Annotated in this window: 29 protein-coding genes; 12 read left to right on the forward strand and 17 right to left on the reverse strand. The window is 69.5% G+C overall.

What is annotated here, in order from left to right; genetic code table 11:
* Positions 1 to 28: 28 nt before the first annotated feature.
* From pgsA to phbB, 7 genes are all read left to right on the forward strand, one after another.
* Entirely contained in the window at positions 29 to 724 is a 696-nt protein-coding gene (gene pgsA, locus O4G76_RS01475; RefSeq protein ID WP_269395649.1) for a CDP-diacylglycerol--glycerol-3-phosphate 3-phosphatidyltransferase, read from the forward strand.
* Positions 721 to 969, forward strand: a complete 249-nt coding sequence (gene moaD / locus O4G76_RS01480; RefSeq protein ID WP_269395650.1) for a molybdopterin converting factor subunit 1 — start codon at positions 721 to 723, stop codon at positions 967 to 969. The genes pgsA and moaD overlap by 4 nt, the downstream gene beginning before the upstream one ends.
* 1 nt (position 970) lies before the next feature.
* Positions 971 to 1,411, forward strand: a complete 441-nt coding sequence (locus tag O4G76_RS01485; RefSeq protein WP_269395651.1) for a molybdenum cofactor biosynthesis protein MoaE — start codon at positions 971 to 973, stop codon at positions 1,409 to 1,411.
* A gap of 67 nt (positions 1,412 to 1,478) precedes the next feature.
* Positions 1,479 to 2,285 carry an EAL domain-containing protein gene (locus O4G76_RS01490; RefSeq protein ID WP_269395652.1) on the forward strand — a complete coding sequence of 269 codons (807 nt, stop codon included), beginning with the start codon at positions 1,479 to 1,481 and terminating at the stop codon, positions 2,283 to 2,285.
* Positions 2,286 to 2,360: 75 nt separating this feature from the next.
* A complete protein-coding gene (locus tag O4G76_RS01495) occupies positions 2,361 to 3,536 on the forward strand; it encodes an acetyl-CoA C-acetyltransferase (RefSeq protein ID WP_269395653.1) in 1,176 nt (391 codons plus the stop codon).
* The gene (locus O4G76_RS01500; RefSeq protein WP_269395654.1) at positions 3,536 to 4,363 is read left to right on the forward strand and encodes a patatin-like phospholipase family protein; all 828 of its coding nucleotides are present in this window, start codon (positions 3,536 to 3,538) and stop codon (positions 4,361 to 4,363) included. The genes O4G76_RS01495 and O4G76_RS01500 overlap by 1 nt, the downstream gene beginning before the upstream one ends.
* Before the next feature lie 58 nt (positions 4,364 to 4,421).
* Positions 4,422 to 5,147, forward strand: a complete 726-nt coding sequence (gene phbB / locus O4G76_RS01505; RefSeq protein WP_269395655.1) for an acetoacetyl-CoA reductase — start codon at positions 4,422 to 4,424, stop codon at positions 5,145 to 5,147.
* A 278-nt stretch (positions 5,148 to 5,425) separates the two neighbouring features.
* Here the strand turns inward: phbB and O4G76_RS01510 are convergent, their stop codons facing one another.
* From O4G76_RS01510 to O4G76_RS01520, 3 genes are all read right to left on the reverse strand, one after another.
* Entirely contained in the window at positions 5,426 to 5,593 is a 168-nt protein-coding gene (locus O4G76_RS01510) for a YdcH family protein (RefSeq protein WP_085896234.1), read from the reverse strand.
* A gap of 127 nt (positions 5,594 to 5,720) precedes the next feature.
* Positions 5,721 to 6,485, reverse strand: a complete 765-nt coding sequence (locus O4G76_RS01515; RefSeq protein ID WP_269395656.1) for a tRNA1(Val) (adenine(37)-N6)-methyltransferase — start codon at positions 6,483 to 6,485, stop codon at positions 5,721 to 5,723.
* Positions 6,466 to 6,678, reverse strand: a complete 213-nt coding sequence (locus O4G76_RS01520; protein ID WP_269395657.1) for a DUF2007 domain-containing protein — start codon at positions 6,676 to 6,678, stop codon at positions 6,466 to 6,468. The genes O4G76_RS01515 and O4G76_RS01520 overlap by 20 nt, the downstream gene beginning before the upstream one ends.
* Before the next feature lie 50 nt (positions 6,679 to 6,728).
* On the opposite strand from O4G76_RS01520, the gene O4G76_RS01525 reads away from it, so the two are divergent.
* A complete protein-coding gene (locus O4G76_RS01525; RefSeq protein WP_269395658.1) occupies positions 6,729 to 7,727 on the forward strand; it encodes a polyprenyl synthetase family protein in 999 nt (332 codons plus the stop codon).
* Here the strand turns inward: O4G76_RS01525 and O4G76_RS01530 are convergent.
* From O4G76_RS01530 to O4G76_RS01540, 3 genes are all read right to left on the reverse strand, one after another.
* Positions 7,720 to 8,580 carry a 4-(cytidine 5'-diphospho)-2-C-methyl-D-erythritol kinase gene (locus O4G76_RS01530; protein ID WP_269395659.1) on the reverse strand — a complete coding sequence of 287 codons (861 nt, stop codon included), beginning with the start codon at positions 8,578 to 8,580 and terminating at the stop codon, positions 7,720 to 7,722. The genes O4G76_RS01525 and O4G76_RS01530 overlap by 8 nt on opposite strands.
* Positions 8,580 to 10,274: a tetratricopeptide repeat protein gene (locus tag O4G76_RS01535; protein ID WP_269395660.1), complete on the reverse strand. Its 1,695-nt coding sequence runs from the start codon at positions 10,272 to 10,274 to the stop codon at positions 8,580 to 8,582. The genes O4G76_RS01530 and O4G76_RS01535 overlap by 1 nt, the downstream gene beginning before the upstream one ends.
* 102 nt (positions 10,275 to 10,376) lie before the next feature.
* Positions 10,377 to 12,047, reverse strand: a complete 1,671-nt coding sequence (locus tag O4G76_RS01540; RefSeq protein ID WP_269395661.1) for an electron transfer flavoprotein-ubiquinone oxidoreductase — start codon at positions 12,045 to 12,047, stop codon at positions 10,377 to 10,379.
* Positions 12,048 to 12,293: 246 nt separating this feature from the next.
* Between O4G76_RS01540 and greA the strand changes: the two genes are divergently transcribed.
* Complete coding sequence (gene greA / locus O4G76_RS01545) at positions 12,294 to 12,764, forward strand: transcription elongation factor GreA (RefSeq protein WP_085896227.1); 471 nt, start codon at positions 12,294 to 12,296, stop codon at positions 12,762 to 12,764.
* 28 nt (positions 12,765 to 12,792) lie between these two features.
* Positions 12,793 to 13,767, forward strand: a complete 975-nt coding sequence (locus O4G76_RS01550; RefSeq protein WP_269395662.1) for a hypothetical protein — start codon at positions 12,793 to 12,795, stop codon at positions 13,765 to 13,767.
* 3 nt (positions 13,768 to 13,770) lie between these two features.
* Here O4G76_RS01550 and O4G76_RS01555 read toward each other — a convergent pair whose 3' ends face one another.
* From O4G76_RS01555 to O4G76_RS01575, 5 genes are all read right to left on the reverse strand, one after another.
* Positions 13,771 to 14,352, reverse strand: a complete 582-nt coding sequence (locus O4G76_RS01555; RefSeq protein WP_269395663.1) for a GNAT family N-acetyltransferase — start codon at positions 14,350 to 14,352, stop codon at positions 13,771 to 13,773.
* Positions 14,349 to 14,963 (reverse strand): molybdenum cofactor guanylyltransferase MobA, encoded by a 615-nt coding sequence (mobA, locus tag O4G76_RS01560; protein ID WP_269395664.1) that lies wholly within the window; start codon positions 14,961 to 14,963, stop codon positions 14,349 to 14,351. Before mobA ends, O4G76_RS01555 begins: the two co-directional genes overlap by 4 nt.
* Before the next feature lie 81 nt (positions 14,964 to 15,044).
* The gene (locus tag O4G76_RS01565; RefSeq protein ID WP_269395665.1) at positions 15,045 to 15,656 is read right to left on the reverse strand and encodes a hypothetical protein; all 612 of its coding nucleotides are present in this window, start codon (positions 15,654 to 15,656) and stop codon (positions 15,045 to 15,047) included.
* Positions 15,657 to 15,659: 3 nt separating this feature from the next.
* Positions 15,660 to 15,809, reverse strand: coding sequence for an aa3-type cytochrome c oxidase subunit IV (locus O4G76_RS01570; protein ID WP_085896222.1), 150 nt, complete (start codon positions 15,807 to 15,809; stop codon positions 15,660 to 15,662).
* Positions 15,810 to 15,867: 58 nt separating this feature from the next.
* Positions 15,868 to 16,398 carry a hypothetical protein gene (locus O4G76_RS01575; protein WP_269395666.1) on the reverse strand — a complete coding sequence of 177 codons (531 nt, stop codon included), beginning with the start codon at positions 16,396 to 16,398 and terminating at the stop codon, positions 15,868 to 15,870.
* 127 nt (positions 16,399 to 16,525) lie between these two features.
* On the opposite strand from O4G76_RS01575, the gene O4G76_RS01580 reads away from it, so the two are divergent.
* Positions 16,526 to 17,488 (forward strand): acetyl-CoA carboxylase carboxyltransferase subunit alpha, encoded by a 963-nt coding sequence (locus O4G76_RS01580; RefSeq protein WP_269395667.1) that lies wholly within the window; start codon positions 16,526 to 16,528, stop codon positions 17,486 to 17,488.
* Positions 17,489 to 17,549: 61 nt separating this feature from the next.
* Here the strand turns inward: O4G76_RS01580 and O4G76_RS01585 are convergent, their stop codons facing one another.
* Genes O4G76_RS01585 through O4G76_RS01600 form a run of 4 tightly spaced genes read right to left on the reverse strand, consistent with a single transcriptional unit; the run spans position 17,550 to position 20,483 of the window.
* Positions 17,550 to 18,155 (reverse strand): pyridoxamine 5'-phosphate oxidase family protein, encoded by a 606-nt coding sequence (locus O4G76_RS01585; RefSeq protein ID WP_269395668.1) that lies wholly within the window; start codon positions 18,153 to 18,155, stop codon positions 17,550 to 17,552.
* Positions 18,155 to 18,907 carry a lysophospholipid acyltransferase family protein gene (locus O4G76_RS01590; RefSeq protein WP_373568002.1) on the reverse strand — a complete coding sequence of 251 codons (753 nt, stop codon included), beginning with the start codon at positions 18,905 to 18,907 and terminating at the stop codon, positions 18,155 to 18,157. Before O4G76_RS01590 ends, O4G76_RS01585 begins: the two co-directional genes overlap by 1 nt.
* Positions 18,904 to 19,812 (reverse strand): FtsX-like permease family protein, encoded by a 909-nt coding sequence (locus O4G76_RS01595; RefSeq protein ID WP_269395669.1) that lies wholly within the window; start codon positions 19,810 to 19,812, stop codon positions 18,904 to 18,906. Before O4G76_RS01595 ends, O4G76_RS01590 begins: the two co-directional genes overlap by 4 nt.
* Entirely contained in the window at positions 19,809 to 20,483 is a 675-nt protein-coding gene (locus O4G76_RS01600) for a cell division ATP-binding protein FtsE (RefSeq protein ID WP_085896216.1), read from the reverse strand. Before O4G76_RS01600 ends, O4G76_RS01595 begins: the two co-directional genes overlap by 4 nt.
* 164 nt (positions 20,484 to 20,647) lie before the next feature.
* On the opposite strand from O4G76_RS01600, the gene O4G76_RS01605 reads away from it, so the two are divergent.
* Positions 20,648 to 22,612, forward strand: a complete 1,965-nt coding sequence (locus O4G76_RS01605; protein ID WP_269395670.1) for a zinc-ribbon domain-containing protein — start codon at positions 20,648 to 20,650, stop codon at positions 22,610 to 22,612.
* Positions 22,613 to 22,624: 12 nt separating this feature from the next.
* Here the strand turns inward: O4G76_RS01605 and O4G76_RS01610 are convergent, their stop codons facing one another.
* Both O4G76_RS01610 and lysA read right to left on the reverse strand, forming a co-directional pair.
* Positions 22,625 to 25,159 (reverse strand): TIGR02302 family protein, encoded by a 2,535-nt coding sequence (locus tag O4G76_RS01610; protein WP_269395823.1) that lies wholly within the window; start codon positions 25,157 to 25,159, stop codon positions 22,625 to 22,627.
* A gap of 70 nt (positions 25,160 to 25,229) precedes the next feature.
* The gene (gene lysA / locus O4G76_RS01615) at positions 25,230 to 26,495 is read right to left on the reverse strand and encodes a diaminopimelate decarboxylase (protein ID WP_269395671.1); all 1,266 of its coding nucleotides are present in this window, start codon (positions 26,493 to 26,495) and stop codon (positions 25,230 to 25,232) included.
* Positions 26,496 to 26,509 lie beyond the last annotated feature (14 nt).

Genomic DNA, 26,509 nt, shown 5'->3' on the forward strand with positions numbered 1-26,509 from the left:
CCGGGGGGAGCGCGCTATCTCTTGGCCCATGACATGGACCCTGCCCAATATCCTCACCGTGCTTCGCCTGTTCGCCGCGCCCGGCGTCGCGGTGATGTTCCTCTTCTTCATCCGGCCATGGGCCGACTGGTTCGCGCTGGTGCTTTTCGTCACCGCGGCGGTGACCGATTTCGTCGATGGCTACCTTGCCCGCGCCTGGAAACAGGAATCGAAGTTCGGCGCGATGCTCGACCCGATCGCCGACAAGGCGATGGTGATCATCGCGCTTCTGGTCATCACCGGCTTTTCGGGAATGAACCCGTGGATCCTGCTGCCCGCGACGCTGATCCTGTTCCGCGAGGTCTTCGTCTCGGGGCTGCGCGAGTTTCTGGGCTCCAAGGCGGGGCTGTTGAAGGTGACGAAGCTTGCCAAGTGGAAGACCACCGCGCAGATGGTGGCCATCGCTGTTCTGTTCTCTACCGGTGCCTTCGAGCATTATTTCGTCATGGAGAGCATCGGCATGGACGAGACCATGGTCGAGTCGATCTTGTCGGGTGGCACGCCTGACGAGGTCGGGCTGGTCTGGAAATACTGGGGCATGATCATCAGCTGGTGGACCGGCATCGTGCTCTTGTGGCTGGCGGCGATCCTGACGCTGATGACCGGCTGGGACTACTTCTCGAAGGCGCTGCCTTTCCTGCGCGACGCGCCGCAGCCCGACCCGTCCGAGAGGCATGCGCCATGATCGACGTCGTCTATTTCGCTTGGGTGCGCGAACGCATCGGCCTGCCGCGTGAGCGGATCGAGACCGAGGCCGCCACCGTCGCCGATCTGGTCGAGGAGCTGCGGGGCCGCGAAGAGCGCTACGCCGCGGCCTTCGCCGACACCTCGGCGCTGCGGGTGGCGCTCGACCAGGAGCTGTCGGAGTTCGACGCGGACCTCGCCGGCGTGCGCGAGGTCGCCTTCTTCCCGCCGATGACCGGGGGCTGAGATGAAGATCTCGGTGCAGGAGGGGCCGTTCGACGCGGGCGCCGAGCTCGATGCCTTCAGCCATGGCCGTCACGAGGTCGGGGCCATCGTCAGCTTTACCGGAATCGTGCGCGACCGCGCAGGCGGGCTGGTGCGCATGGAGATCGAGCATTACCCGGGCATGACCGAGAAGGCGATCGCCGAGATCGCCGAACAGGCCAAGGCGCGCTGGCAGCTTGCGGACCTCTTGGTGATCCACCGCCACGGGGCGCTGCCGCTGGGCCAGCCGATCATGATGGTGGCGACGGCGGCGGCGCATCGCCGCGCCGCTTTCGACGCCGCAGAATACCTGATGGACTATCTCAAATCCCGCGCGCCCTTCTGGAAGAAGGAGGTGACGCGAACCGGCGAGCATTGGGTCGAGGCCACGCCTGAGGACGAGGACGCGTTGTCGCGCTGGTAGTACCGTTTACCCGGTATTAGGACGGAATCCGGCAGGATCGCGGAGCCATCCCAGTCAGGGGCTCGCCATGCAGTCCGAGGCCGACCCGCCCGCCGATCCCTTCGCCCATGCCATGGCGCTCGACGCGGCCGACATCCCACAGCTCGTGCGCGCCGCGCTGGCCGACCGGCGCACCGAGCTTGCCTATCAGCCGGTGATCGTGGCGAAGACCGGGGCCACCGTCTTTCACGAGGGGCTGATCCGGCTGCGCGACCAAGCCGGGCGGCTGCTGCCGGCACGGCATTTCCTGCCGGGGGTCGAGGAAACGGATCTGGGCCGCGATCTCGATCGCGCGGCGTTGCGAGAGGGACTTGAGGCGCTGCGACGCGACACGCATCTCAGGCTTTCGATCAACATGTCGGCCCGTTCGATCGGCGATGGGCGCTGGCGTCGGACGCTGCAGGACGGGCTCGACCGCGGGCCCGATCTCGGGGAGCGGCTGATCCTCGAGATCTCGGAAGGCTCGGCGATGATCCTGCCCGAACTGGTCGGCCGCTTCATGAGCGAGATACGGCCCCGCGGGGTGAGCTTTGTCCTCGACGAATTCGGAGCAGGTCGTACGGCATTCCGGCACCTGCGCGGCTTCCTGTTCGACATCGCCAAGATCGATCCGCATTTCGTGCGTGGCATCGGCGGCGACCCCGACAATCAGGTGCTTTGCGGCGCGCTGGTCGCCGTGGCGCGGCAGCTTGGCATGGCCTCGATCGCCTGCGGTGTCGAAACCGAAGCGGAGGCACGGATGCTGGGTCGGATCGGCGTGGACTGCATGCAGGGCTATCTCTGGGGGCGTCCGGCCAGGCAGCCCCGCCCGGCGGTCCGAATGCCGTTGCCCTGACGGCAGAGGCTGGTAGGCTCGGCTCCGATCCGGGTTCCCCGGCGTGAGCCGGCCCCGCCTGTCAGGGAGAGTTTCATGACCAATGTCGTAATCGCCTCGGCCGCTCGCACCGCGGTGGGCAGCTTCGGTGGCGCTTTTGCCAACACCCCCGCGCACCAGCTCGGCGCGGCCGTGCTCGAGGAGGTCGTGTCGCGCGCCGGCGTCGACAAGTCCGAGGTGAGCGAGACGATCCTGGGGCAGGTGCTGACCGCCGCGCAGGGCCAGAACCCGGCCCGGCAGGCGCATATCCTCGCCGGCCTGCCGCAGGAATCGGCGGCTTGGGGGCTGAACCAGGTCTGCGGCTCGGGGCTGCGCGCGGTGGCGCTCGGCGCCCAGCACATCCAGCTCGGCGATGCCGGGATCGTCTGTGCAGGCGGACAGGAGAGCATGTCGATGGCGCCGCATGCCCAGACCCTGCGCCAAGGCCAGAAGATGGGCGACATGAAGCTCGTCGACACGATGATCAAGGACGGCCTCTGGGACGCCTTCAACGACTACCACATGGGCACCACTGCCGAGAACGTGGCGAGCCGTCACCAGATCACCCGCGACATGCAGGACGAGTTCGCGGTGAAAAGCCAGAACAAGGCCGAGGCGGCGCAGAAGGACGGCCGGTTCAAGGACGAGATCGTCCCATTCACCGTCAAGACCCGCAAGGGCGACATCGTCACCGATGCCGACGAATACATCCGCCACGGCGCCACGATCGACGCCATGGCCAAGCTGCGCCCGGCCTTTGCCAAGGACGGTTCGGTCACCGCGGGCAACGCCTCGGGCCTCAATGACGGTGCTGCCGCGACCCTGCTGATGTCGCTCGACGAGGCGAACCGGCGCGGGATCAAGCCGCTCGGCCGCATCGCCGCCTACGCCACCGCCGGTCTCGACCCGGCCTATATGGGCGAGGGTCCGATCTATGCCTCGAAGAAGGCGCTGGAAAAGGCGGGCTGGTCGGTTGACGACCTCGACCTGATCGAGGCCAACGAGGCCTTCGCCGCGCAGGCCCTCGCCGTGAACAAGGAGATGGGCTGGGATCCCGAGAAGGTGAACGTCAATGGCGGCGCCATCGCCATCGGCCACCCGATCGGCGCCAGCGGCTGCCGGGTGCTGGTCACCTTGCTGCACGAAATGGCGCGCCGCGATGCCAAGAAAGGCCTCGCCACGCTCTGCATCGGCGGCGGCATGGGCGTCGCTCTTTGCATCGAGCGCGATTGATGCCTTGGACCGCCCCCCGACAGCTCGTTTTCTCGGGGGGCGGTCTGCGCTGCTTCTGGCAGGGTGGCTTCATGGAGGTCCTCGGCCGCCATGCCAGCATCGCGCCGCAGCGTATCGCCGGCGTTTCGGGCGGCGCCTTGTCGGCGGCCTGCCATGTCGCGGGACGCGAAAGGGTTCTGCTCGACGCGATGTGCGAGGCGTTCGAGGAGCAGGACAGCAATCTGTTCGATCGCGAGGCGGGCGGCATCAGCCCGCATCAACGGATATACTGCAAGGTCGTCTCCAAGGTGCTCGACGAGGAGGCCGCACGGAAGGTGGCCGAGGGACCGCAGCTGCAGATTCTGATCGCGCATCCGCCGGCGGGCGGGCTGCCCAAGATCAGCGGCGTCGCGGCCACCGTCGCCTATGAGGCGGAACTTCACCTGATCAATTCACCGCATTTTTCCTGGGCCGCGAAGCTCGGTCTCGAACACGGGCTCGTCGATGCGCGGGCGGCCGCGCGCGACGGACGGCTGGTCGATCTGGTTTGTGCGGCGGCGGTGATTCCGCCGATTTTCGAGCCGCCCGATTGGGATGGCCGCCCGGTCGTCGACGGTGGCATGGCCGACCAGGCGCCGATGCCGGAGCCCGATGAAGGCGAGACTCTCGTGCTCCTCACCCGTCACTACCGCAGGTTGCCGGATGTGCCGGGGCGGCGCTACGTGATGCCCACCGACGAAACGCCTGCCGACAAGATCGATTTCACCGATCCCGAGAAGCTGCGCCGCACCTGGGATCAGGGAATGCGCGACGGCGAGGCCTTTTGCGACGAGCTTGGGCTTGCTTGACCCAGCGTGATGCGAGAGGGTCAATATAGACCACTTTGCAAGGCGAGGGAGAGCGGACATGGCACGCACGGCATTGGTGACAGGGGGCAGCCGGGGAATCGGCGCCGCCATTTCGAAGGCGCTCAAGGCGGAAGGATATAATGTCGTCGCAACCTACGCGGGCAACGACGAAAAGGCGCGTGCCTTCACTGACGAGACCGGGATTGCCACCTACAAATGGGATGTCGGCGACTACGAGGCCTGCAAGGCCGGCATCGCCCATGTCGAGGAAGAGCACGGTCCGGTCGACATCCTTGTGAACAACGCCGGCATCACCCGCGACGCGCCATTCCACAAGATGACGCCGCAGCAATGGCGCGAGGTGATCGACACCAACCTGACGGGTCTGTTCAACATGACGCATTGCGTCTGGCCGGGTCTGCGCGAGCGCAAGTTCGGTCGCATCGTCAACATCTCCTCGATCAACGGGCAGAAGGGTCAGTTCGCGCAGGCCAATTACGCCGCCGCCAAGGCCGGCGACATCGGCTTCACCAAGGCGTTGGCGCAGGAGGGCGCGCGCGCCGGCATCACCGTGAACGCGATCTGCCCGGGCTACATCAACACCGAGATGATGAGCACCATTCCTGAAAAGGTGATGAACGAGGTGATCCTGCCGCAGATCCCGGTGGGCCGTCTCGGCGAAGCCGAGGAAATCGCGCGTTGCGTGGTGTTCCTTGCCTCGGAGCAGGCGGGCTTCATCACCGGCTCGACGCTCTCGGCGAATGGCGGTCAGTACCTGGCCTGAGATCCTGCCGACCGGAACATCGGGCGGGCGCCGGCGGCGCCTGCCCGAGCGCGGATGCGCACAACGATGCCTGCCAGAGGTCGCTCAGCGTCGCATGGCCGGAAATCGTCGCTGACAGGCAAAGCGGGCCCACCAGCGAGTTCACCCCTGCAAAGAAAAACGGGCGCCCGTTGCTCTGCCGCGGGCACCCGTCGATACGTGGATTAGCCGGATTTCCAGTACAGGCCATCCGATCGCGGGGAGGATGCGCGGCGGGGCGTCGCCGCCGCGCGGTAGCGCTAGTGCGGGCTGAGCCGCGTGATTTCTTCCTTAAGCATGAGCTTGCGCTTCTTCATCTGAGCGATCTCGAAGTCGCTGGTCGCAGGCGACCTCTGCGCCATCTCCACTTCCTGTGACAGGGTTTGATGTTTCCGGCGAAGTTCTTCCAGATGCGATGTCAGGCTCATGGACGTACTCCCGTGTCTGGTTTCGACCCTCCCAGTCGAGCACGGTTTTACAATTCTGTCACCTACGGGATGCGACGGATTGAACCAATGTTCAGGTAACCGGCGAAATTTTGCGTATCTTCAGCGTTCAGAGGCGCAATTTTTCCCCATGACGAAGAATTGCTTCGGCCTCGGGGGTGAAATCGGCCGAGTCGGACAGGTGCCGCGCTCCGGCATGGAGCACCAGCGGCGCGGCCAGCCGGAACGCCGCGCGGCCGCTCTGGCGCGCCGTGACGAGTACCCGTTCCGTATCGCGCCCCGCCCGTGACACCAGCGGTCGCACCGCGAGACCGCCCATGCGGCCATGCAGCGCCGCCACGATCTCGGGCAACCGCTCCGCGCGCTGGATCAGCGTCAGCCGCCCCAAGGGCGCCACCCGGCGCGCCATGGCGTCGATCCAGTCCGCGAGCGGCAGCGGCGCCCCGAAGGCGGTCTCCTTCGTCGCATCGGGGGCGGGGTGGGAATGGGCGCGGTCGAAATAGGGCGGGTTCGCGATGACATGGTCGTATCGCTTGGCGCGGATCTCGGGCGGCAGCCCGCGCAGATCGGCGGTGTGAATCGCCGCCGCCATGCCGTTCAGCACCGCGTTGCGCCGCGCCAGATCCGCATAGGGGGGCTGGATCTCGACGCCGGTGAGGTCGAGACTCGGCACCCGCGCCGCGAGGCACATCAGCGCCGCACCCGCGCCGCAACCGAGTTCGAGCACGCTTTGACCCGGCTCGGCAGGCACGGCAGCGGCAAGCAGCACCGGATCGGTCCCGGCCCGGTAGCCGCGCCGCGGTTGCAGCAGCACCACCCGCCCGCCAAGAAAGGCGTCGCGGGTCAGCGCCTCCTCAGCCCAGGTCGATGTCATTGTCGCGCATCGCCCGCCGCGCCGCGGCCAGATCGGCCTCGCGCACCATCAGACGGCGGGGCAGGATTCCGATCGAGCCTTCGAGGATGCTCGTGTTTACGTCCAACTCGAAGCAGTCTATACCCTCGCCGTTCAGAAGGGCGGTGGCAAAGGCGATGACCGTCGGGTCGTTGCTGCGCAGAAGCTCTTTCATCCGCAACCAGCTAGGACGTTCCGGCGTCCTTGTCGAGAAGACCGCCGCCCATGGATCTCGCCACCGATACCGCCAAGCCGCATGACCGCCTGTCCGAGGCCCTCTCGGATGACATGAGGGCGGTGAACGCGATGATCCGCGAGCGCATGGCCTCAGAGCACGCGCCGCGCATTCCCGAGGTCACGGCGCATCTGGTCGAGGCCGGGGGCAAGCGGCTCAGGCCGATGCTGACGCTCGCCGCCGCGCGGCTGTGTGGCTATGACGGGCCCCATCACGTGCATCTCGCCGCGACGGTGGAGTTCATCCATACCGCGACGCTGCTGCATGACGACGTGGTCGACGACAGCAAGCAGCGGCGCGGCCGCCCCACGGCGAACCTGTTGTGGGACAACACCTCCTCGGTGCTGGTCGGAGACTACCTCTTCGCGCGCTCGTTCCAGCTGATGGTCGAAACCGGCTCGCTGCGGGTGCTCGACATCCTCGCCAATGCCTCGGCCACCATCGCAGAGGGCGAGGTGCTGCAGCTCACCGCCTCGCGCAATCTCGATACCACAGAGGATACCTATCTGCGGGTGGTGCGTGGCAAGACCGCGGCGCTGTTCTCGGCGGCGACCGAGGTCGGCGGTATCATTGCCGGCACGTCGGAGGCACGCGTCGCTGCGCTCAGAGCCTATGGCGACGCGCTCGGCATCGCGTTCCAGATCGTCGACGACCTGCTCGATTACGGCGGCACGGCGGCGATCGGAAAATCGGTCGGCGACGATTTCCGCGAGGGCAAGCTGACGCTGCCGGTGATCCGTGCCGTGGCGCAGGCCGACGAGACGGAGCGCGCCTTCTGGACCCGCTGCATCGGCCGGGGCCGGATCGACGAGGGCGATCTCGCGCAGGCGCAGGCGCTGCTGACCAAGCACGGCACGCTCGAGAGCACCCGGCTGACCGCGCTCGACTGGGCCGGCCGTGCGCGCCGGAGCCTGCGGGACCTGCCGGATCATGAGCTGCGCGAGATGCTCGAGGATCTCGCCGATTACGTGGTCGAGCGGATCAGCTGAGCAGCGGCGCCGGGGCGACCCACCAGCCCATTTCCGACAGCTGGATCGCGCGGGCCACCTGCCGCGCGCGGCCCATGTCGCGGGTCAGGCCGATGCAGGTCGCGCCGGACCCCGACATCAGCGCCAGGTCGACGCCGGGCATGGCGCGCAGCCGCTTCAGCGCGCGGGCGATCTCCGGCGCGATGGCTTCTGCGGGGGCCTGCAGATCGTTGCGCTGCGCGCCCAGCCATTCGACGAAGCCCGGGTAATCGAGAGCCTCGGGCAACTCGTCCATGCCGGCATTGTCCGAGCGTTCCAGCTTGTCGAAGACCCGGCCGGTGGGCACCTCGACGCCGGGATTGACCAACACGAGGCCGCAGGCGGGCAGGGCAGGCAACGGCTCGAGCACCTCGCCGATGCCGCGCATCCGCGCCGGGTGGGGGGCATGCAGGCAGACCGGAACGTCGGCGCCGAGTTCCAGCACCTCCGGGTCATTGGGCGCGAAGTTCTCGACCCCCCAGATCTGCGACAGCAGTCGCAGGGTCGCCGCCGCATCAGACGAGCCGCTGCCAATGCCGGCGGCATGCGGTAGCGTCTTGGTCAGCTTGAGCTTTGCCCCCTGCGCCACGCCGCGCGCCTCCTGCAGCATCCGTGCCGCGCGCAGGACCGAGTTGGTCTCGTCGGCGGGGACGCCGCGCGAGAACGGGCCCGTCACCTCCAGCGATAGTTCGGACGCCGGCAGCGCGGTGAGCTGATCGCCGACGCCGGCGAAGGCCACGATGCTGTCGAGCAGGTGATAGCCGCCGGCCCGCACCCCCGTGACGTGAAGCGCGAGGTTGATCTTGGCGGGCGCGAGCCCCTTGTCGAGCGGCATCAACGGTTCTCCGCGACCTGCCTGAGGGGGGTGCCGCCTTCGGAGGCGAGAACGGCGTCAAGCCCTTCGGCGAGCTTGCGGCGCAGGCGCTCGGCGTTTTCCGGCGTCGGCCCGAAGGACAGGGCGCGCTGCCACTGGAAGCGGGCCTCGGTCATCCGGCCCACGGCCCAGTAGCTGTCGCCGAGATGGTCGTTGACGATCGGATCGACCGGTTCGAGTTCGGCGGCGCGCTCGAGATTGCCGACCGCCTCGCGGTAGTGGCCAAGCTTGAACTGGGCCCAGCCGAGGCTGTCGACGATCGCGCCATTGTCGGGCTGGGCGCGGACGGCGCGCTCGATCATCTCGAGCGCCTCCTCCAGCTTCTCGCCGCGTTCGACCAGAGAGTAGCCGAGGAAGTTCAGCACTTCGGCGCGATCGGCATCGACTTCGAGCGCGGCGCGGAAATCGGCTTCGGCACCGGCCCAGTCATCCTGCGCATGGCGGGTTACGCCGCGCATGTAGTAGAGCCACCAGGCCGCATCGGCACCGGCGATGTCAATGGCGCGGCCATAGGCGGCCTCGGCCTCGGCAGGCGCGCTCTCGGACCGACGCAGATCGCCCAGTGCCACCTGCACCTCGGCAAGACCGGGGGCGGTGCGGGCCAATTCTTCGAGAACGGCGAGCGCGCGTTCGGGCTGGCCGGCGCGGCGCAGCACCTCGGCTCGACCAAGCTCGGCGGTGACATGGGCGGGATGCGTGGCGGGCACGCGCTCATAGACCGACTGGGCGAGGTCGTGGCGCTGCGACCGCTCCAGCAGACCGGCCGCGAGCAGCAGCCCGTCGACCCGGTCCGGATCGAGCTCCAGCGCCGCACGGGCGTAGAGAAGGACGTAGGAGTCGGGCACCTCGTTGCTGAGCGCACCCGCGACGGAGATGTAGAGTTCCGACAGGCCGTCGGCCGGAGCGGTCACGCAGTCCCAATCGACCGGCGCGCCGGATGCGATCTTGTCGCGCATCGCATCGAGTACCGGCGACCCGCGACCGGCTTCGTCGAGAAGCGCCAGCGCATCGTCGCGACGGTCGAGTTGCGACAGCACCTGCGCATGCGCAAGCAGCACCGGCTCGCTCACCGGCAGGCCGTTTTCAGGGGCGGCGGCGAGGACCGTGTCGGCGCCCTCGAAATCACCGGCCGAAGCCAGCGCTAGCGCCTTGTGATAGAGACCGAAGCCGCGCAGGCCCGGGGTCTCGATCACCTCCTCAAGCGCCGAGAGCGCCTGATCCATGCGGCCCTGGCCGATCCGGGCCCAGACCCGGGTCAGCCCGTCCACGAGGGGGCCGACGCCACGATCGGCTTCGAGCAGTTCGAAGATCTCGCCCCAGGCACCGCGCTCGGCGGCATCAAGCTGGAGCACCATGTTGGCGACCTGGCTCGCCGCCCCGGTCTCGCGCATGCGCTGCGCCAGGGGCAACGCTTCGGACACCTCGCCCGCGGCGAGCAGTCCGGCGATGGCACCTTCGAGGAGGATGGGATTTCTGGGATCCGCGCCTAGCGCGGTCTGGAACCAATCTGCGGCTGCGGAGTAATCCTGTGCGGCTGCGGCGGCGCGTGCGGCGAGATAGGGACCCGCCTCGGTGTGGCTCGTTTGCGCGGCCACAGGCGTGGTTGCGACGAGCCCGGTCACGATGGCCAAGGCTCGCAGTCTTTGGATCACCATAGATTTGCTCCTGCCGTTTCCGGTGCTCACATTGGCGGGCACGCTAGTGATCGTAACGTGATCGCGCAATGTGAGTTCCGGATGACCGGCGGATATCCGCGATCACATGTTCGGGTAATTGGGTCCGTCGCCGCCCTGCGGAACCGTCCAGACGATGTTCTGAGTGGGATCCTTGATGTCGCAGGTCTTGCAGTGAACGCAGTTCTGGAAGTTGATCACGAACTCGGGTCCGCCTTCCTTTTCAACCACTTCGTACACACCGGCCGGGCAGTAGCGCTGTGCCGGTTCGGCATAGACAGGCAGGTTGTGAGCGATCGGGACGTTTGGGTCCTTCAATTTTAGGTGACAGGGCTGACTTTCTTCGTGATTTGTGCCCGAAAAACTCACGTTGGTGAGTCGGTCGAAGCTCAGCACGCCATCGGGCTTCGGATAGACGATCTCCACGTGATCCTTCGCCGGCTCGGTCGCCTCGGCATCGGACTTTCCATGGCCGAGGGTGCCCAGAAGCGAAAAGCCCAGCGTGTTGGTCCACATGTCGAAGCCGCCCAGCGCCATGGAGGCGGTAAGCCCCCAGCGCGACCAGATCGGCTTCACGTTGCGCACCTTCTTGAGGTCCTTGCCGATCGCGCCCTCGCGCACCGCCGTGTCGTAGCTCTCCAGCACGTCGCCGGCACGGCCCGCGCCAATCGCCTCGAAGGCGGCTTCGGCGGCGTGAATGCCCGAGAGCATGGCGTTGTGATTGCCCTTGATGCGCGGCACGTTGACCATGCCCGCCGAACAGCCCAGCAGCGCGCCGCCCGGGAAGGCGGTCTTCGGCAGCGACTGCCAGCCGCCCTCGGTGATCGCGCGCGCTCCGTAGGCCACGCGCTTGCCGCCCTTCAGCAGCTCGGCCACCATCGGGTGGTGCTTGAAGCGCTGGAACTCCTGATAGGGGCGCAGATAGGGGTTCTTGTAGCCCAGATGCACGACGAAGCCGACATAGACCTGGTTGTTGTCGAGGTGGTAGATGAACGAGCCGCCGCCGGCGTTCTTCTCGAGCGGCCAGCCCATGGTATGGACGACGCGGCCCTCCGAGTGCTTGGCCGGGTCGATCTCCCAGATCTCCTTCATGCCGAGGCCGTATTTCTGCGGCTCGCGGCCTTCGGCCAGGGCGAAGCGTTCGATAACCTGCTTCGACAGCGATCCGCGCACACCTTCGCCGAGGAAGACGTACTTGCCCAAGAGCTCCATGCCCGGCTCGTAGCCCGGCCCGGGCGTGCCGTCGGGGTTCTTGCCGAACTCGCCCGCGACGACGCCGGCGACGCGACCATCCTCGCCCCAGACGATCTCGGAGCAGGACATGCCCGGGAACACCTCGACGCCCAGCTCCTCGGCCTTTTCGGCCATCCAGCGGCAGACATTGCCCATCGAGACGATGTAGTTGCCGTGGTTGTTCATCAGCGGCGGCATGATCGCGTTGGGCAGGCGCATCGAGCCGCTTTCGCCCAGCATGTAGAAGCGGTCGTCGCGCACCGGCACGGTGATCGGCGCGCCCATCTCGCGCCAGTCGGGCAGCAGCCGGTCGAGACCGCAGGGGTCGAGCACGGCGCCCGACAGGATATGCGCGCCCACCTCGGAGCCCTTCTCCAACACCACCACCGAGATCTCGGGGTCGAGCTGCTTCAGGCGGATCGCCGCCGACAGCCCTGCGGGGCCCGCGCCGACGATCACCACGTCGTATTCCATCGCCTCGCGCTCGGGGCGGTTCTCGGTCTGGCTGGCGGTATCGCTCATGTTATGGTCCCTGCTGGCTCTCCTGCTGCGGGCCAATGGCTAGCGCATGCGCTGCGGCGGCACAATCGCGACAGGGTGACACCGCGTCAGGCGCCGGCGTGACCGGCGCGCTCTTTGTACGCGGGCGGGCGGGCTGGGGGACAGGCCAAGGGGACAGGCTGGGGCGGGCTTGACTTCGGCCCTTGGGGCGGGGTTAGAACGTCCGGTGTTGCACGGGCCCCGGGACCGGGGGAAAGGCTGTAGAAAATGGAAAAGATCCCGCTGACGCGCGCCGGTTTCGCCAAGATCGACGCGGAACTGAAGCACCTGAAGACGGTCGAGCGCCCGGCGATCATCGCGGCGATCTCGGAGGCGCGCGCGCATGGCGACCTCTCGGAGAACGCCGAGTACCATTCGGCCAAGGAGAAGCAGAGCTTCATCGAGGGCCGGATCAAGGAACTCGAAGGCGTGATCGGTCTGGCCGACGTGATCGACCCGTCGAAGATGTCGGGCTCGATCAAGTTCGGTGCCACCGTGAAGCTGGTCGACGAGGACACCGACGAGGAGAAGACCTACCAGATCGTCGGCGAATACGAGGCCGACATCGAGGCGGGCCGCCTCAACATCAAGTCGCCGCTGGCGCGGGCGCTGATCGGCAAGGACGAGGGCGACAGCGTCGAGGTCCGGACCCCGGGCGGCGAGAAATCCTACGAGATCCTGAGCGTCAGCTATTCGTGAGGCCGCGGACGCGGCCCCAGGGGGCGGTATGAGCGACGATCCCGACAGCCCGGAGATCCGGCCCGTGGCCGCGCCCGCGACCGGGTCGGCCACGGGGCGCGAGGCCGATGCTCCCGCGCCGTGGGAGCTGATGGGCCGCGCCGAGCGCATCGCCGCCGGTGTCAGCCTGGGCTGGGTCGTGATCGCCGGCGCCGCCATGGCGATCGGCGGCCAGCCCCTGGTCGGGCCGGTGCTGGTCATCGTGGTGCCGGTGGCGCTGCTCTGGATGGGGCTGTTCGCCAGCCATGCCTCGCGCAGCGCCCGCGAGGAGGCGCATCGGTTGCGGGCCGAGATCCAGACATTGCAGCGCAGCCTGCGCACCCAGTCGCGCGGTGGGCTGCCGCCCGAGATGGACCGCAGGCTCGCGGCGATCGAGCGCGCGGCGCGGCAGACCGAGACCGCCCTGGCAGGGTTCGGCGTGAGCCGCCCGAGCGAGCCGGAGCCCGAGCCGGAACCGGCCGAGGAGGCACCCGCCGCGCCTGCCGCCCCGGCGCTGAGCCGTATCGAGATGGCGCGGGCGCTGAACTTTCCCGACAACGACCAGGATCTCGAGGGCTTCGCGGCGCTGCGCGCGGCGCTGCGCGACACCCGTGCCCGCCAGCTGATCCAGGCGAGCCAGGACGTGCTGACCCTGCTGAGCCAGGACGGTATCTACATGGACGATCTCGCGCCGCCACAGGCGCCCGCCGAAGCCTGGCGCGCCCTGGCCCGCGGGGAGCGCGGCGCGCCGCTCGAGCGATTGGCCTACGGGCTCGACGAGGATGGTTTCGCCGGGATCGCCGCAGCGCGGCTCTCCTCGGACACGATCTTCCGCGACACGGTGCAGCATTTCCTGCGGCTGTTCGACCGGATGCTCGACGAGTATTGCGACGGCGCCGACGACGACGAGATCGCGCTTCTGGCCGAAACCCGGACCGGTCGCGCCTTCCGCCTGCTCGGGGCGGCCGCCGGCAACTTCTCCTGAAGCTCAGCCGAGCCTGCGAATCATCGTCGTGGCGGCGCGGAACCCGAACAGCAGCCGCAGCACTCCCAGCGGGCGCCGCCCGGCGGCGGTGAAGCCGCGCCGCTCGTAGAGCGCCCGGGCGCGCGGGTTCTCGTCGATCACCTCTAGGCGGATCTCGACATAGCCGCGCTGTCGCGCCTCCTGCGCCAGCGCTTCGATCAGGCGCGAGCCGACACCGCGACCACGCGCCTCGGGGGCGACGAAGATGCCGTCGATCAGGAACCTGCGATTGTCGGTGTCGGTCTCGAGAAGCGTCAGCAACCCGGCCCGCCAGAGCGCGCCGGCCTCGCCATAGGCGCTGCGCATGCCGCGCAGGCCGCCCGAAACCAGCGCACCCTGCGCGGTCTTGAAGCCGGCCACCCCCAGAAGCGTGCCGTCGCCGTCCCGGGCGCAGAGCGCGTGATCGGGATCAAGCGCGCGCTCGACGAAGCGCAGCGCCAGCCGCCGCGGGCCGAGCACCCGGCCGAGCTTGGCGCCGAAGGCGTCCCAGTAAAGCTCCGCGATGCGCTTGCGCTCGGCTTCGTCGAAGCCCGGGGCGATCTTCACGCAGCCCCCGCTGAAAGGGTTTCCGCCCGTGCGAAATCCTCCGGCGTGTTGAGGTTGGCGAAAGGGTCCGGTTCGCCGCTGGGAAACGGCGCGCGCGCCGCGCCCTGCGACAGCGCCCAGTCGCCGACGCGCCGCGCCCCCGCCGCGATGTCGGCGGCGAGCCGGTCCGCCAGCGCCACCGGCCAGAGGCCGCAGACCGGGTGCAGCCGTCCGCCGGATTCGGCCAGCGCCAAGCCATCCGCGTCCTCGGCGGCCATGATCAGACGGGGCACGAGATCGCCGGGCAGCCATGGCGTGTCGCCCGGCACGGTCAGCACCCAAGGCGCGCCGCGCGCCCCGGCCCAGCCGATCGCCGCCAGAACGCCGGCCAGCGGGCCGGGATGGTCGGGCAGGGTGTCGGGGATCACGTCGAGGCCGAACTCGGCGAAGCGCGCGGGATCGCCATTGGCGTTGAGCGCGAGGGCGGGAACCTGCGGTGCCAGACGGTCGATGACATGCCCGAGCAGGGGCCGACCGGCAAACGGCACCAGCCCCTTGTCGCCGCCGCCCATTCGCCGCGACAAACCACCGGCGAGGATCACCCCCGGCGGCGCCTCGATCGGCTGCTGCATCGCCCCGCTCCCGCGCTGTATCATCGTGATCTCGATAGATAACGGGCGCCGCGCCTTCGAGCCAGCGCCGCGTGGGGGCGTTCAGCTTTCCAGTTGCCTGGCGATGGCGCGCCGCGCGTCGCGCAGGCTGTCGCTGTCATTCTCGTTGTGTTCGGTGGTGACCACGCCGGGCAGGGTGCCAAAACGCGCCGAGAGCTTGTCGGGAAACCACGTGGTGCCGAGACCCTCGAAGCCGGGCAGCTCGCCAAGGATCTTCGAGATGGCGCGGGTGCAATAGGCCTGCGGCACCGGACCCGCGACGAGGGCCAGCCGGTAGGCGCGCTCGGCGGTTTCGGGCGGCACCTCGATATACTGCTCCACCGTCACGTAGGATTCGCGCGAGTGGTAGGAGACATAGCTGGCCACGACCGAAGGTGTCATCCCGAACAGCACGTCGTTGCGCTCGGGGATCGACGCATGGCCGAAGCTTCCGGCCGGGTCGAACAGCACCCGCTCGGACGCATTGATCAGCAGCGCCGAATGCGCACCGTTTCCGGTGCCGAGATTGTTGACGGTGTAGAGGGTCAGGGCCGGCGGCCCGGCATGGCGGTAGCGCGCCCGCTCGACCGCCGCGTCGGGGGCCCAGACCGCTTCACCATTGCCGCAACCGGCCAGCGCCAGCGGCGCGGCCATCAGAAAGACGCGCCGCTGCATGGATCAGGCGTTGACCAGGGCGAGCAGGATCAGGGCGACGATGATCGCGATGGTGCCACGGGTCACCAGCGTCATGAACCCCGCGAAGGTGCGTTCCTGATCGGTGATGTCCATGGTGCCCTGGACGTGGTGGTGCTGCTGGTCATCGGCCATCTCGGGCTCCTCGCATCTGGCGTATCCGGGCGGGGGTTAGCCCGAATCCCGTCGCTTGTCACGATGTCTCGGCCGCGGCATCGGGTCCCTGTGGCGCGCCTTCCTCGTCGGCCGCGTCGGCTTTGTCGGCCTCGTCCTCCTCGAGTTCGCGCGCCAGCCGGAAGCCGATCCGTTCGGGCGGCGTCTCGGGGCGGGGCCGGGGCAGGGCGCGCAGGATCACCGACAATTGGGTGACGTGCTGGATCAGCTGCGTCTTGGCGCCCGAGGGATCGGTGCCGTAGAAGGTCACGATGTCGGGATCGAAATAGCCCAGCCCACCGATCCGAAGCACCCCCGAATGACCGCCCGTCATCGCCATGGCGACCTCTTCGCCGGGCTCCAGCCCGTCCTCGAAGCGCTTGATGTAGTGGATCAGCCGTTCATAGGCCCAGCGCGCCGGGCTCTTGCTCTCCGCCGGCTTGCGCAGCGCCGGCGGCAACACGGTGGCGGCGCCGCAATCCTCGGTCGCGTCCGTGTGGACCTCGCGCAGCCGGGGCAGCGCCTCGGCCTCGAGCGCCTCGGCTGCGGTGGCGATGATGTCGTCGCTCATGGCGGTCGTTTCCTCCTGCGGCACCCGAAGGGTGGCACGGCCGGGCGCGGCGTCAAGCGGCGGCGAGTTGCATGGCCCCGCCCGACGCGTCATATACGGCCTCACGAGCAACCGCAGGGGCCTTTGCATGACCATCTACCTCGAATTCGAGAAGCCGCTTGCCGAGATCGAGGGCCAGGCCGAGGAGCTGCGTGCGCTGGCCCGGCGCAGCCCCGAGATGGATGTCGAGAAGGAGGCCGCGGCGCTCGACCGCAAGAGCCACGACATGTTGGCCCAGCTCTATGGCAACCTGACGCCCTGGCGCAAATGCCAGGTGGCGCGCCATCCCGAGCGGCCGCATTGCAAGGACTACATCGATCGGCTCTTCACCGAGTACACGCCGCTCGCCGGCGACCGCAACTTCGCCGACGACCATTCGGTGATGGGCGGGCTGGCGCGGCTCAACGGCCGTGCCGTGGTGGTGATCGGCCACGAGAAGGGCAACGATACCAAGTCGCGCATCGAGCGCAATTTCGGCATGGCCCGGCCCGAGGGCTATCGCAAGGCGATCCGGCTGATGGATCTCGCGCATCGCTTCGGCCTGCCGGTGGTGACGCTGGTCGACACGCCCGGCGCCTATCCCGGCAAGGGCGCGGAGGAGCGCGGCCAGTCCGAGGCGATCGCGCGCTCGACCGAGAAATGCCTGCAGATCGAGGTGCCGCTGGTTTCCGTCATCATCGGCGAGGGTGGCTCGGGCGGCGCGGTGGCGTTCGCCACGGCGAACCGCGTGGCGATGCTGGAGCATTCGATCTACTCGGTGATCTCTCCCGAAGGCTGTGCCTCGATCCTGTGGAAAGATGCCGAGAAGATGCGCGAGGCCGCCGAGGCGCTGCGCCTCACCGCGCAGGAGCTCAAGGAGCTGGGCGTCTGCGACCGCATCGTCGCCGAGCCGCTGGGCGGCGCGCATCGTGACGCGAGCGCGGCGATCGACGCGGTGGGCCGCGAGATCGGCAAGATGCTCGACGAACTCAAGGGCATGGACGGCAAGGCGATCCGCGCCGACCGCCGCAAGAAATATCTCGACCTCGGCTCCAAGGGGCTGGCCGCCTGAGCGCGCCGCCCCCGGCCAAACTTACCTGAATATAGGGGAGGCCCGGCGAGATCGCCGGGCGTCACCACATGCTGGTCTTCGCCCGCTCCGGCCATTCCCGGTCATAGGCGTCGCCGTCGAAGCCCGCCATGGCCTCGGCCACCATCTCGCCGACGCTGGGCAGCTCCGTGCTCTCGTCGCCGGGTGTCCACAGCCCCGAGCGCATCACCGCGCGGGCGCATTGCGGATAGATCTCGGCCACCGTCACCACGATCACCGAGCGCGGATGCTTGCCCTCATGGGCGAAGCGCCCGGTCATATCGGGGTCGTCGCTGACCACGGCGCGGCCGTTGACGCGCATCACGCCGGTGGCGCCGGGGACGAGGAACATCAGGCTCACCCGCCCGTCGTGGACGATGTTGCGCAACGAATCCATGCGGTTGTTGCCGCGCCAGTCGGGCAGCAGCAGCGTCCGTTCATCGGCGATCTGCACCACCGGGCCGTCATCGCCGCGCGGGCTGGCATCGGTGCCCTCGGGACCCACGGTGCTGAGCACGCAGAACCGCGACGCGGCGATCCAGCGCGCTTGCGCGGGCATCAGCCGGTCGGTCACCTTGTCGAGCGCCGCGCCCGAAGGCCGGCGGTCATACAGGGCTTCGAGCGCCTCGATGGATTCGACGATGCGCATCAGCGCTCCTTCACGACGATGGGAAACCCGGCCTCGGCCATCAACGCATCGGACCGGGTTTCGATCTCGGCCTCGAGCCGCGACATGAACTCGGCCGAGGGCAGGCCCGCCGGGATCTCGGGCAGGAACTCGACGATGGCGGTGCCGGGGCGGCGCATCACGCCGCGCTTGGGCCAGAACACGCCGACATTGCAGGCCACCGGTACGCAGGGCTGGTCCAGTTCGCGGTAGAGCGCGGCGGTGCCCATCTTGTAGGGGGCGGCGACGCCCGGGGCGACGCGGGTGCCCTGCGGATAGATGATCAGCTGGCCCGGATCGGCGCGGCCCGCGCGCACATCCGCCGTCATCTGCTTCACGGCTGCGCCGCGCCGGCCGCGATCGACCGGCACGCAGCCGATCCGAAGCGCGATCTGGCCGAGGATCGGGGCGTAGACCAGTTCCTTCTTCATGATGAACTTGCCGCGCGGCACCGCGCCGTAGATCAGGATGATGTCGAGAAAGCTCTGGTGCTTAGCCGCGATCATCACCTCGCTGGTGGGGGGCGTGCCGCGCACTTGCGTGCGCAGCCCAAGAAGCACCCGCGCCAGCCAGGTCACGAAGCGGCACCAGCGATGGGCGGCGGCGACGGCACCGTCGCGGCTGGCGATGGCCCATGGCAGATAGGCCAGCCCGATCGGCAGCATCGCGGCGTAGATCAGCACGCTGAACAGCAGGCTCCTGAGCCAGCGCCAGGCATAGGCCAGCCCGTTCATGACTGCCGCTCCAGCATGCGCCGCGCCGCGCCGCGCGTCGCGGCAAAGGCCACGGCGGCGGCCAGCGGCGGGATCAGCGGCAGCCAGAGCCAGTCGGCACCGGAAAAGCCGATGCCAGTGAGCACGCTGCTCCCGTCCTCGGCCCCGCCTGGCAGCAGCGCCACCAGAATCGCGCCGATGACGGTGCCCGCCGCCGCGCCCGACAGCGCCCGCAGCGTGAAGCGGCGCACGAAGGCGCGGGCGATATAGGCATCGCGCGCACCGACCAGCCGCAGCACCCGGATCACCTGCGCGTTGGCCGAGAGCGCCGATTGCGCCGCGAGCGTGATCATCGCGGCGGTCGAGGCACCGATCAGCACGATCGCCAGCGCGCCCAGGCCCCGCAGCTTGCCGGCGGCGGCGACCAGCGGCTCGCGCCAGCGGGTATGATCGTCGAGCACCGCGCCGGGCACCTCGGCCTGCAGCCGCGCCCGCAGGCCGGTGGCGTCGTAGCCGCGCCCCTCGGCCTCGATTTCGATCAGCCGGGGGATCGGCAGGGCGTCGAGCGGCAGGTCGGGTCCGAACCACGGGGTCAGCAAGGCCTGTTCCTCTTCCTCGGTCAGGGCGCGGGCCGAGGCGATGCCCGGCGTGGTGCGCAGCACCTCCAGCGCGGCGGCGGTCTGCGCCGCCATCTGCTCGGCCGGGGCCGAGATGCGCAGCGTCGAGGTCTGCGCCAGCTCGTCGGACCAGCGCGCGGCGAGCCGCCCCGCCGCCAGCGACAGCGACAGCGCGAAGACGGCGAGAAGCGCCATCGCGGCGGCGGTGAACAGCGTCAGCCGCGCGGTGAAGCCGGTGGGCGGCACGCTGCGATCGGCCTGGGCGTCTCCGGCGAGCAGCGACAGCGCGGTCCAGATCGCGCGCTTCACAGATCGGCCCCCGCCGCGAGGAGTTGCCGGTCCTTGAGCCTGAGCGTGCGCACCGCGACCTGCGCCTTGGCGCTGCGGATCAGGTTCAGGTCGTGGGTGGCGATCAGCACCGCCTTGCCCATGCGGTTCAGCTCCACCAGCAGCGCCAGCAGCCGTTGCGACATCTCCCAGTCGATGTTGCCGGTGGGCTCGTCGGCGATGATCACCTCGGGCGACATGATGACGGCGCGGGCCAGCGCCGCCCGCTGCCGCTCGCCGCCAGACAGCTCGGGCGGGCGGCGGTCCACATGGCGCGTCAGCCCGACCCAGGCCAAGAGGTCGGGCAGGTAGGCCGCGGCCTCGTGGTGGCGCCCGGCGACGGTCAGCGGCAGCGCCACGTTGTCGCCAAGCGGCAGGTGGTCGAGGAACTGGCAGTCCTGATGCACCACGCCGATGCGGCGGCGGTTGAGCGCGAGCCCGTCGCGGGCCATGCCGGTCGTGGGCTCGCCCCAGAGCGCGACTTCGCCCGATGTGGGCACGAGATCGCCGTAGCACAGCTTCAGCAGCGTCGTCTTGCCGGCGCCGGAGGGGCCGGTGAGAAAGTGGAAAGACCCCGGCGCAAGCGCCAGCGACAGGCCGGAGAACAGCTCTCCGCCGCCGTAACTATAGGCCACGTCCCGAAGCTCGATCACCTGCCGTCCCCCGTTTGCGCCCCTTTTGCCCGAGCGGGGCCGGGGTTGCAATTGCAGCGCTGCATCATGCGGCGGCGGCCGGATCGCGTGTTCTTGGCGGCGCGGCGCCGGGCCGCTAGGTTGAACCGGCAGTGGCCCTGCCCGGGCGCGAGGGGATGAGACGGATGCGACTGACCTGCCCGAATTGCGGGGCGCAATACGAGGTGGCCCGAGATGCGGTCCCGCCCGAGGGGCGCGACGTGCAGTGCTCGAACTGCGGCGTGACCTGGCTTGCCATGCCGGAACCCGCGACCGAACCGCAGGGGACGGTGTCGCCGTCCGCGCCGCGTAGCACGATCACGCCGGAGATCGCCGAGATCCTGCGGGCCGAGGCCGAGCGCGAGGCCGCCGCGCGCCGGCGCGACGGCACGGCAGGAGTGCCACCCGCGACCGCGCAGCCCTCGCAGCCCGGCGCCAGCCCCTTCGAAGAGGACGACGACGACACCGAGATCGACTTCACCCCGGATGATGGCGGGCTGAACAGGGGCGCGGGGGCCGGCCGCCGCCTCGAGAGCCGCGAGATCTGGGACGAGGAGGAAGATGACGGCGATTTCGACTGGGCGGGTTTTGCCGCGGCCCAGTCGGCCACGCCGAACGCACCCGCCCCTGAAGCCGAAGCCGCCGAACCGGCCGGGCCGTCCGGCGAGGCGGAAGCGCAAGTGACGGGCGCCGGCGAAGAGGCGGCGCTTGACGAGCCCGGAGAGGTCTCGGCGCCGGATGAACCGCCGATGGAGGCGGCCCAACCCGACACGACCGATGTGCCGGAAGACGCTCGCCCGGGTGAGGATGAGGACGCCTTCGGCGGGCCGGACATGGAAATGGGCGGCGCTGCGCCCCGGGAGCCTGATCCCGAAGACGAGGACCCCTTCGCCTCGGCGTTGGACGATGACATGTCCGATACGGCCTTCGACGAGGGCAAATTGGAAAGCCACCCCGCCTCGACCGATCACGAGCCGGAGAACGAGGCGGCGCCTTTCGCCGCTGTGGACGACCCGGACGATGACGACACCGAGATCGAACAGGATCCGTTCCTCCATGACGAGCCGGAGGAGTTCACCGAGCCCGGCCTTCCGGCGGAGGAGGTCGATGATCTGGATGCCGACGCCCCGCCCTTCGACCATCCGGCCGAGGACCGCGGCACGCAGCGGCTCGCCGCTCTCGCGGCAGATGAACAGCCGGACGACGACCGCGTCGACAGCGCCCATGTCGACGAGGAACCGGTCGAGACGACGCAGCTGGACTGGCCAGCCCCGTCGAGACCGGCCGTGACCGGGTCCGACGATTTGGACGAAACGGAAGAGGACGACCCTTTCGGCCGGGCCATGGCGGAGGCCGCAAGGAATGGCAAAGGACGTGCCGTCGCGCCGCGAGACGAGGAGCCGGAGGATGATCCTTTCGAGAGTGCTCCATATGACAATGACACGGTCGATGGCACGCGGTCCGAAGGGCAGGATGCCCTGAGGCCGGCCGTGACCGAGCGTGAGGCTTTCGACGCGACGGAGGAGGACGACCCCTTTGCGCGGGTTCTGGCGGAGGTCACGGAAGACAACTCCGACAGACCGCTCGATGCGCGGGACGAGGCGTCGGAGGGTGATCCCTTCGCGGAGGCGGCCTCGACCTCGCAAGACGACCCGTTCGCGGCGGAAACCGAGGCGTCGATCGGCGATGATCCCGACGATGCCCGGCATCGGCCGGAGGAGTCGGACGCTCAGGACGAGTGGGAGGATCCGCATGCGGCGGCGCGGCAGCGGGCGACGCTGGCGGCGGCTTCGACCGGGGCGGTGACGCGGCGCGACCTGCTGCCGGATATCGAGGAGATCAATTCCAGCCTGCGCAGCACCTCCATGCGCGGCGGTCCGGCCCGGCCGGTCGAGGCCGAGGACGTGCAGCGCGGCCGGGGCTTCAGGTTGGGCTTCGGGGTGGCGCTGCTTCTCGCAGCGGCGCTGGCGCTGGTCTATTCCCATGCCGAACGCATCGGCATGGCGCTGCCGCCCCTGGCGTCGGCGCTCGACGCCTATGCCGGGGCGGTCGACGCGATGCGGATCGGGCTCGACAACTGGCTGCGCGGGCTGATCGACGCGCTGGGCTGAGGCCCACCGGGATCAGAACAGGTCGAGCAGCCGCTCGAGATAGTCGCGCTCGGCCTGCGGGCGTTCGCGCTCGGCGGCGCGGCGGCGGATCTCGCCCAGAAGCTCCTCGGCCCGCCGCGCCGGATCGGTGCCGTCGAGCATCGAATCGTCGCTGCCCGCACCACCCCGCTCGGCGGTATCGCGACCCAGCGGATCACGCTGGCCGGCCCCGGCGCCGCGGGTTTCGCCGGCGCCGGGCGTGCCGGGCTCGCCTTCCTCGCCGCGCGCCAGCGCCTCGCCGAGATCGCGCGCGGCGCCGCGCAGCGCCTCGGTCGCCTCGGCTTGCCGGTCGATGGCACCCGCCAGATCGTCGCGGCGCAGCGCATCCTCGGCCTCGTCCATGGCGCGACCGGCGCGGTCGAGCGCCTCGCCCGCGCGCCGGGCCGCCTCGCCCTCCAGCCGCGGCAGGGCGCCGCGCTGCCGCGCCAGCTCGTCACGCAGGGCGCGCTGCCGATCGGCGAGGCTGCCTTCGCCCGGCTGCTGTCCGGCTCCCGGTTGCTGGCCATCGCCGGGCTGGCCCGGCTGACCCGGCTGGCCCTGACCCGGTTGGCCCTGACCGGGCTGCCCCTGTCCCGGCTCGCGACCGTTGAAGCGGTCCTGCAGGTCGCGGAACGCCTCGTCCGACAGATCCTGCTGGTCGCGCAGCGACTCTTGCAGGTCCTGCATCGATTGCTGACCCGGGGTGCGCGGGCCGCTGCCGCCTTCGCCCTGCGCCACCTGCAGGTTCTCCATCATCCGGTTGAGCTGCTCCATCAGCTCGGCGGCCTCGGCCATCCGGCCCTCTTCCATCAGCTCCTGAATCCGGTCCATCAGCGCCTGCAGCTCGTCCTGGGTGACCTGCATGCTCTCGCCCTGTCCGGTCTGCGGCTCGTCGATGCCGTCCTCGGCGGGCTGGGCGTTCTCGGCGAGCATGCGCAGATACTCGTCGGTGGCAGCCCGCAGCTCATCCATCAGCTCGGCGATCTCGTCGGGGCTGGCGCCGTCGCGCATCGCCTGTGCCAGCCGCTCCTGCGCCCGGCGCAACCGTTCGCGGGCATCGGCAAGCGTGCCGTCCTCGAGCTGCACGGCGAGGTCCCAGAGCGCCTGAGCGATCTCGGCCTGCGCATCCTCGGACAGCCCGTCCGGCGCGCGGCGCAGCGTATCGAGCCGGCGCAGCGCCACGCGCAGTCGCAGATATGTGGTCTGGTTCGGAAACACTTCGCCGGGGCGGTGCGACACGGCGCGCAGCAGATCGACCACGCGGCCGGCATTGTCGCGCGACCAAAGCAGATCGCGCCGCTGCTCGGCCACGGCGCGCGCCACCGGCTGGAAGAAGCGGCGGCCCGGCAGGGTGGTGGGGTAGGGTCCCGAGGCGCCGGTCTGCCCGGCGGCATCGGTCACCTGCAGCGTGATCCGCACCGGCATGTTGGCGAAGGGATGCTCGGAGAAGTCGCCCGCGAGGATCTCCTCGATCTCGGCCCGGTCACCGGTGAAGGGCATCGGCAGATCGACGGTCAGCGCCGGTCGCGGATCGGGTTCGACATCCAGACCGTGGCGCCGCTCGACCGCCTCGGCATCGAGCGCGATGGTAGCGCTGCCCGAGACCACGCCGTGGTCGTCGCTGGCCCGGAAGGGCAGGGTCATCTGCCCCAGCCCGGCGGTCTCGACCGGTCCCGCGACCGAGACCTGCGGCCGCGCGTCGGGGATCGCCTCGACCTGCCACGCCACGCCGCCCGGCCCGTCGATCTCGATCGTTCCGTCGCGGGTGACCTCGAAGGACTGGCTCGGCTCGGAGGCGGCGGGCAGCTCGCCGGTGCGGCCGGATACGGTCTCGGAGAGGGTCAGCGCGCCGATCTTGCCGTATAGCCGCAAGGTGACGGTGCTGCCGGTCGGGACGCTCAGCGGCCCGGGCGGCTGGTCGGGCAGATAGAGCACCGGCTGGCCGGTATGGGCCGGCGGTTCGACCCAGCCTTCCCAGACCGGGCCCTGCGCCAGCGCCTCGCCACCCCCCGGGGTCAGGCCGGCGACGCTGCCGAGCCGCCAGACCGAGCCGAACATCAGCGCCGTCAGCAGGAACAGCAGCGCGATGTAGCGCAGGCCGAAGGGATCGCGCGCCGCGAGGTTGAGGTTCGGCCGGGCCGGGGGCGCGTTCTCGCTGCGCGCCCGCATCCGCGCCAGATGCGCGGTCCAGAGCGCCTCGGAACCCGCATCGCCGCGCCCGGTCGCCTGCGCGTCCCTGAGCGCCGAGACCGGGCGGCCCGGCAGGCTGCGGTCGAGCCGGTCGAGCGCCGCCTCGCGGGAGGGCCAGCGAAACCGCCACAGCCCCCAGCCGAGCCCGGCGATCGCGCCGAGGATCGCCAGCACGCTCCAGCCCCAGAACGCCTCGACCGGCAGCCGGTCCTGCCAGCCGGCGATCAGCGGCGCCAGCGCCAGCGCCAGCACCGTCCAGAGCGGCCAGAAGGCGCGTAGCAGGCGTTCGGCGACCATCCCGGCGCGGGTCAGCGCGACGGGGCGTTTCAGATGCGACAGGGGATCGCGTGTCTCGGTCAGGGTGCCGGTGCTCCGTGCAGCGGGCTGGGGCGCGGTCGGGTCGTCTCCATCATAGCCATTCGGGGATGCTATCGCGCGCGATCATTTCCTCATAGCTCGGCCGACGGCGGATAACCGCGAATTGATCGTCCCTGACCAGCACCTCCGGCACCAGCGGCCGGGCGTTGTACTCGCTCGCCATCGCCGCGCCGTAAGCCCCGGCGGAGCGGAACGCGACGAGATCGCCCTCGCCCACGGGGGGCAGCTCGCGGCCCCGCGCAAAGGTGTCGCCGGTCTCGCAGACGGGGCCCACCACGTCCCAGGGCCGAGTCTCGGCCCCGGCCTCGGGCTCGATCACCGGGACGATGTCGTGATGCGCGTCATACATCGAGGGGCGGACCAGATCGTTCATCGCCGCGTCGAGGATCAGGAAATCGCGGCCCTCGCCGGACTTGGCGTAGATCACACGGCTGATCAGCAACCCGGCATTGCCGGCGACCAGCCGCCCCGGTTCGATCTCGATCTCGCAGCCCAGATGACCGACCGTGCGCCGGATCAGCGCGCCGTAGTCGAAGGGCAGGGGCGGCGCCTCGTTGATCCGCTCGTAGGGAATGCCCAAGCCGCCGCCGAGATCGAGGCGGCGGATGTCATGGCCGTCGGCGCGCAGCATCTCGGTCAGCTCGGCGACCTTGGTGAAGGCCGCCTCGAAGGGGGCGAGCTCGGTGAGCTGGGAGCCGATATGCACGTCGATGCCGATCACCTCGATGCCCGGCAGCCGGGCGGCCATGGCATAGACTTCGCGGGCGCGGGCGATCGGGATGCCGAACTTGTTCTCGGACTTGCCGGTGGCGATCTTGGCGTGGGTCTTGGCGTCGACGTCGGGATTGACGCGGATGGTGATGGGCGCGGTCTTGCCCAGCGATGACGCCACCTCGGAGAGCGCCTGAAGCTCGGGCTCGCTCTCGACGTTGAACTGGCGGATGCCGCCCTCGAGCGCCATGCGCATTTCCTCCCGGGTCTTGCCGACGCCGGAGAAGACGATGCGCTCGCCCGGCACGCCGGCGGCGCGGGCACGAGCGTATTCGCCGCCGGAGACGATATCCATGCCGGCCCCGGCCTCGCCCAGAAGCTTGAGCACCGCGACGTTGCCCAGCGACTTGACCGCGAAGCAGACCAGATGCGGCAGCCCGTCCAACGCCTCCTCGAACAGCTGCAGATGCCGCAGCAGCGTGGCGGAGGAGTAGACGTAGACCGGGGTTCCGACCTCAGCCACGATCTCCGAGATGGCGACGTCCTCGGCCATCAGCCGGCCGTCACGATAGAGGAAATGGTCCAAGGTCTCGCTCCGCT

The sequence above is a fragment of the Limimaricola sp. G21655-S1 genome, from assembly GCF_027213785.1.
GTDB lineage: Bacteria > Pseudomonadota > Alphaproteobacteria > Rhodobacterales > Rhodobacteraceae > Limimaricola.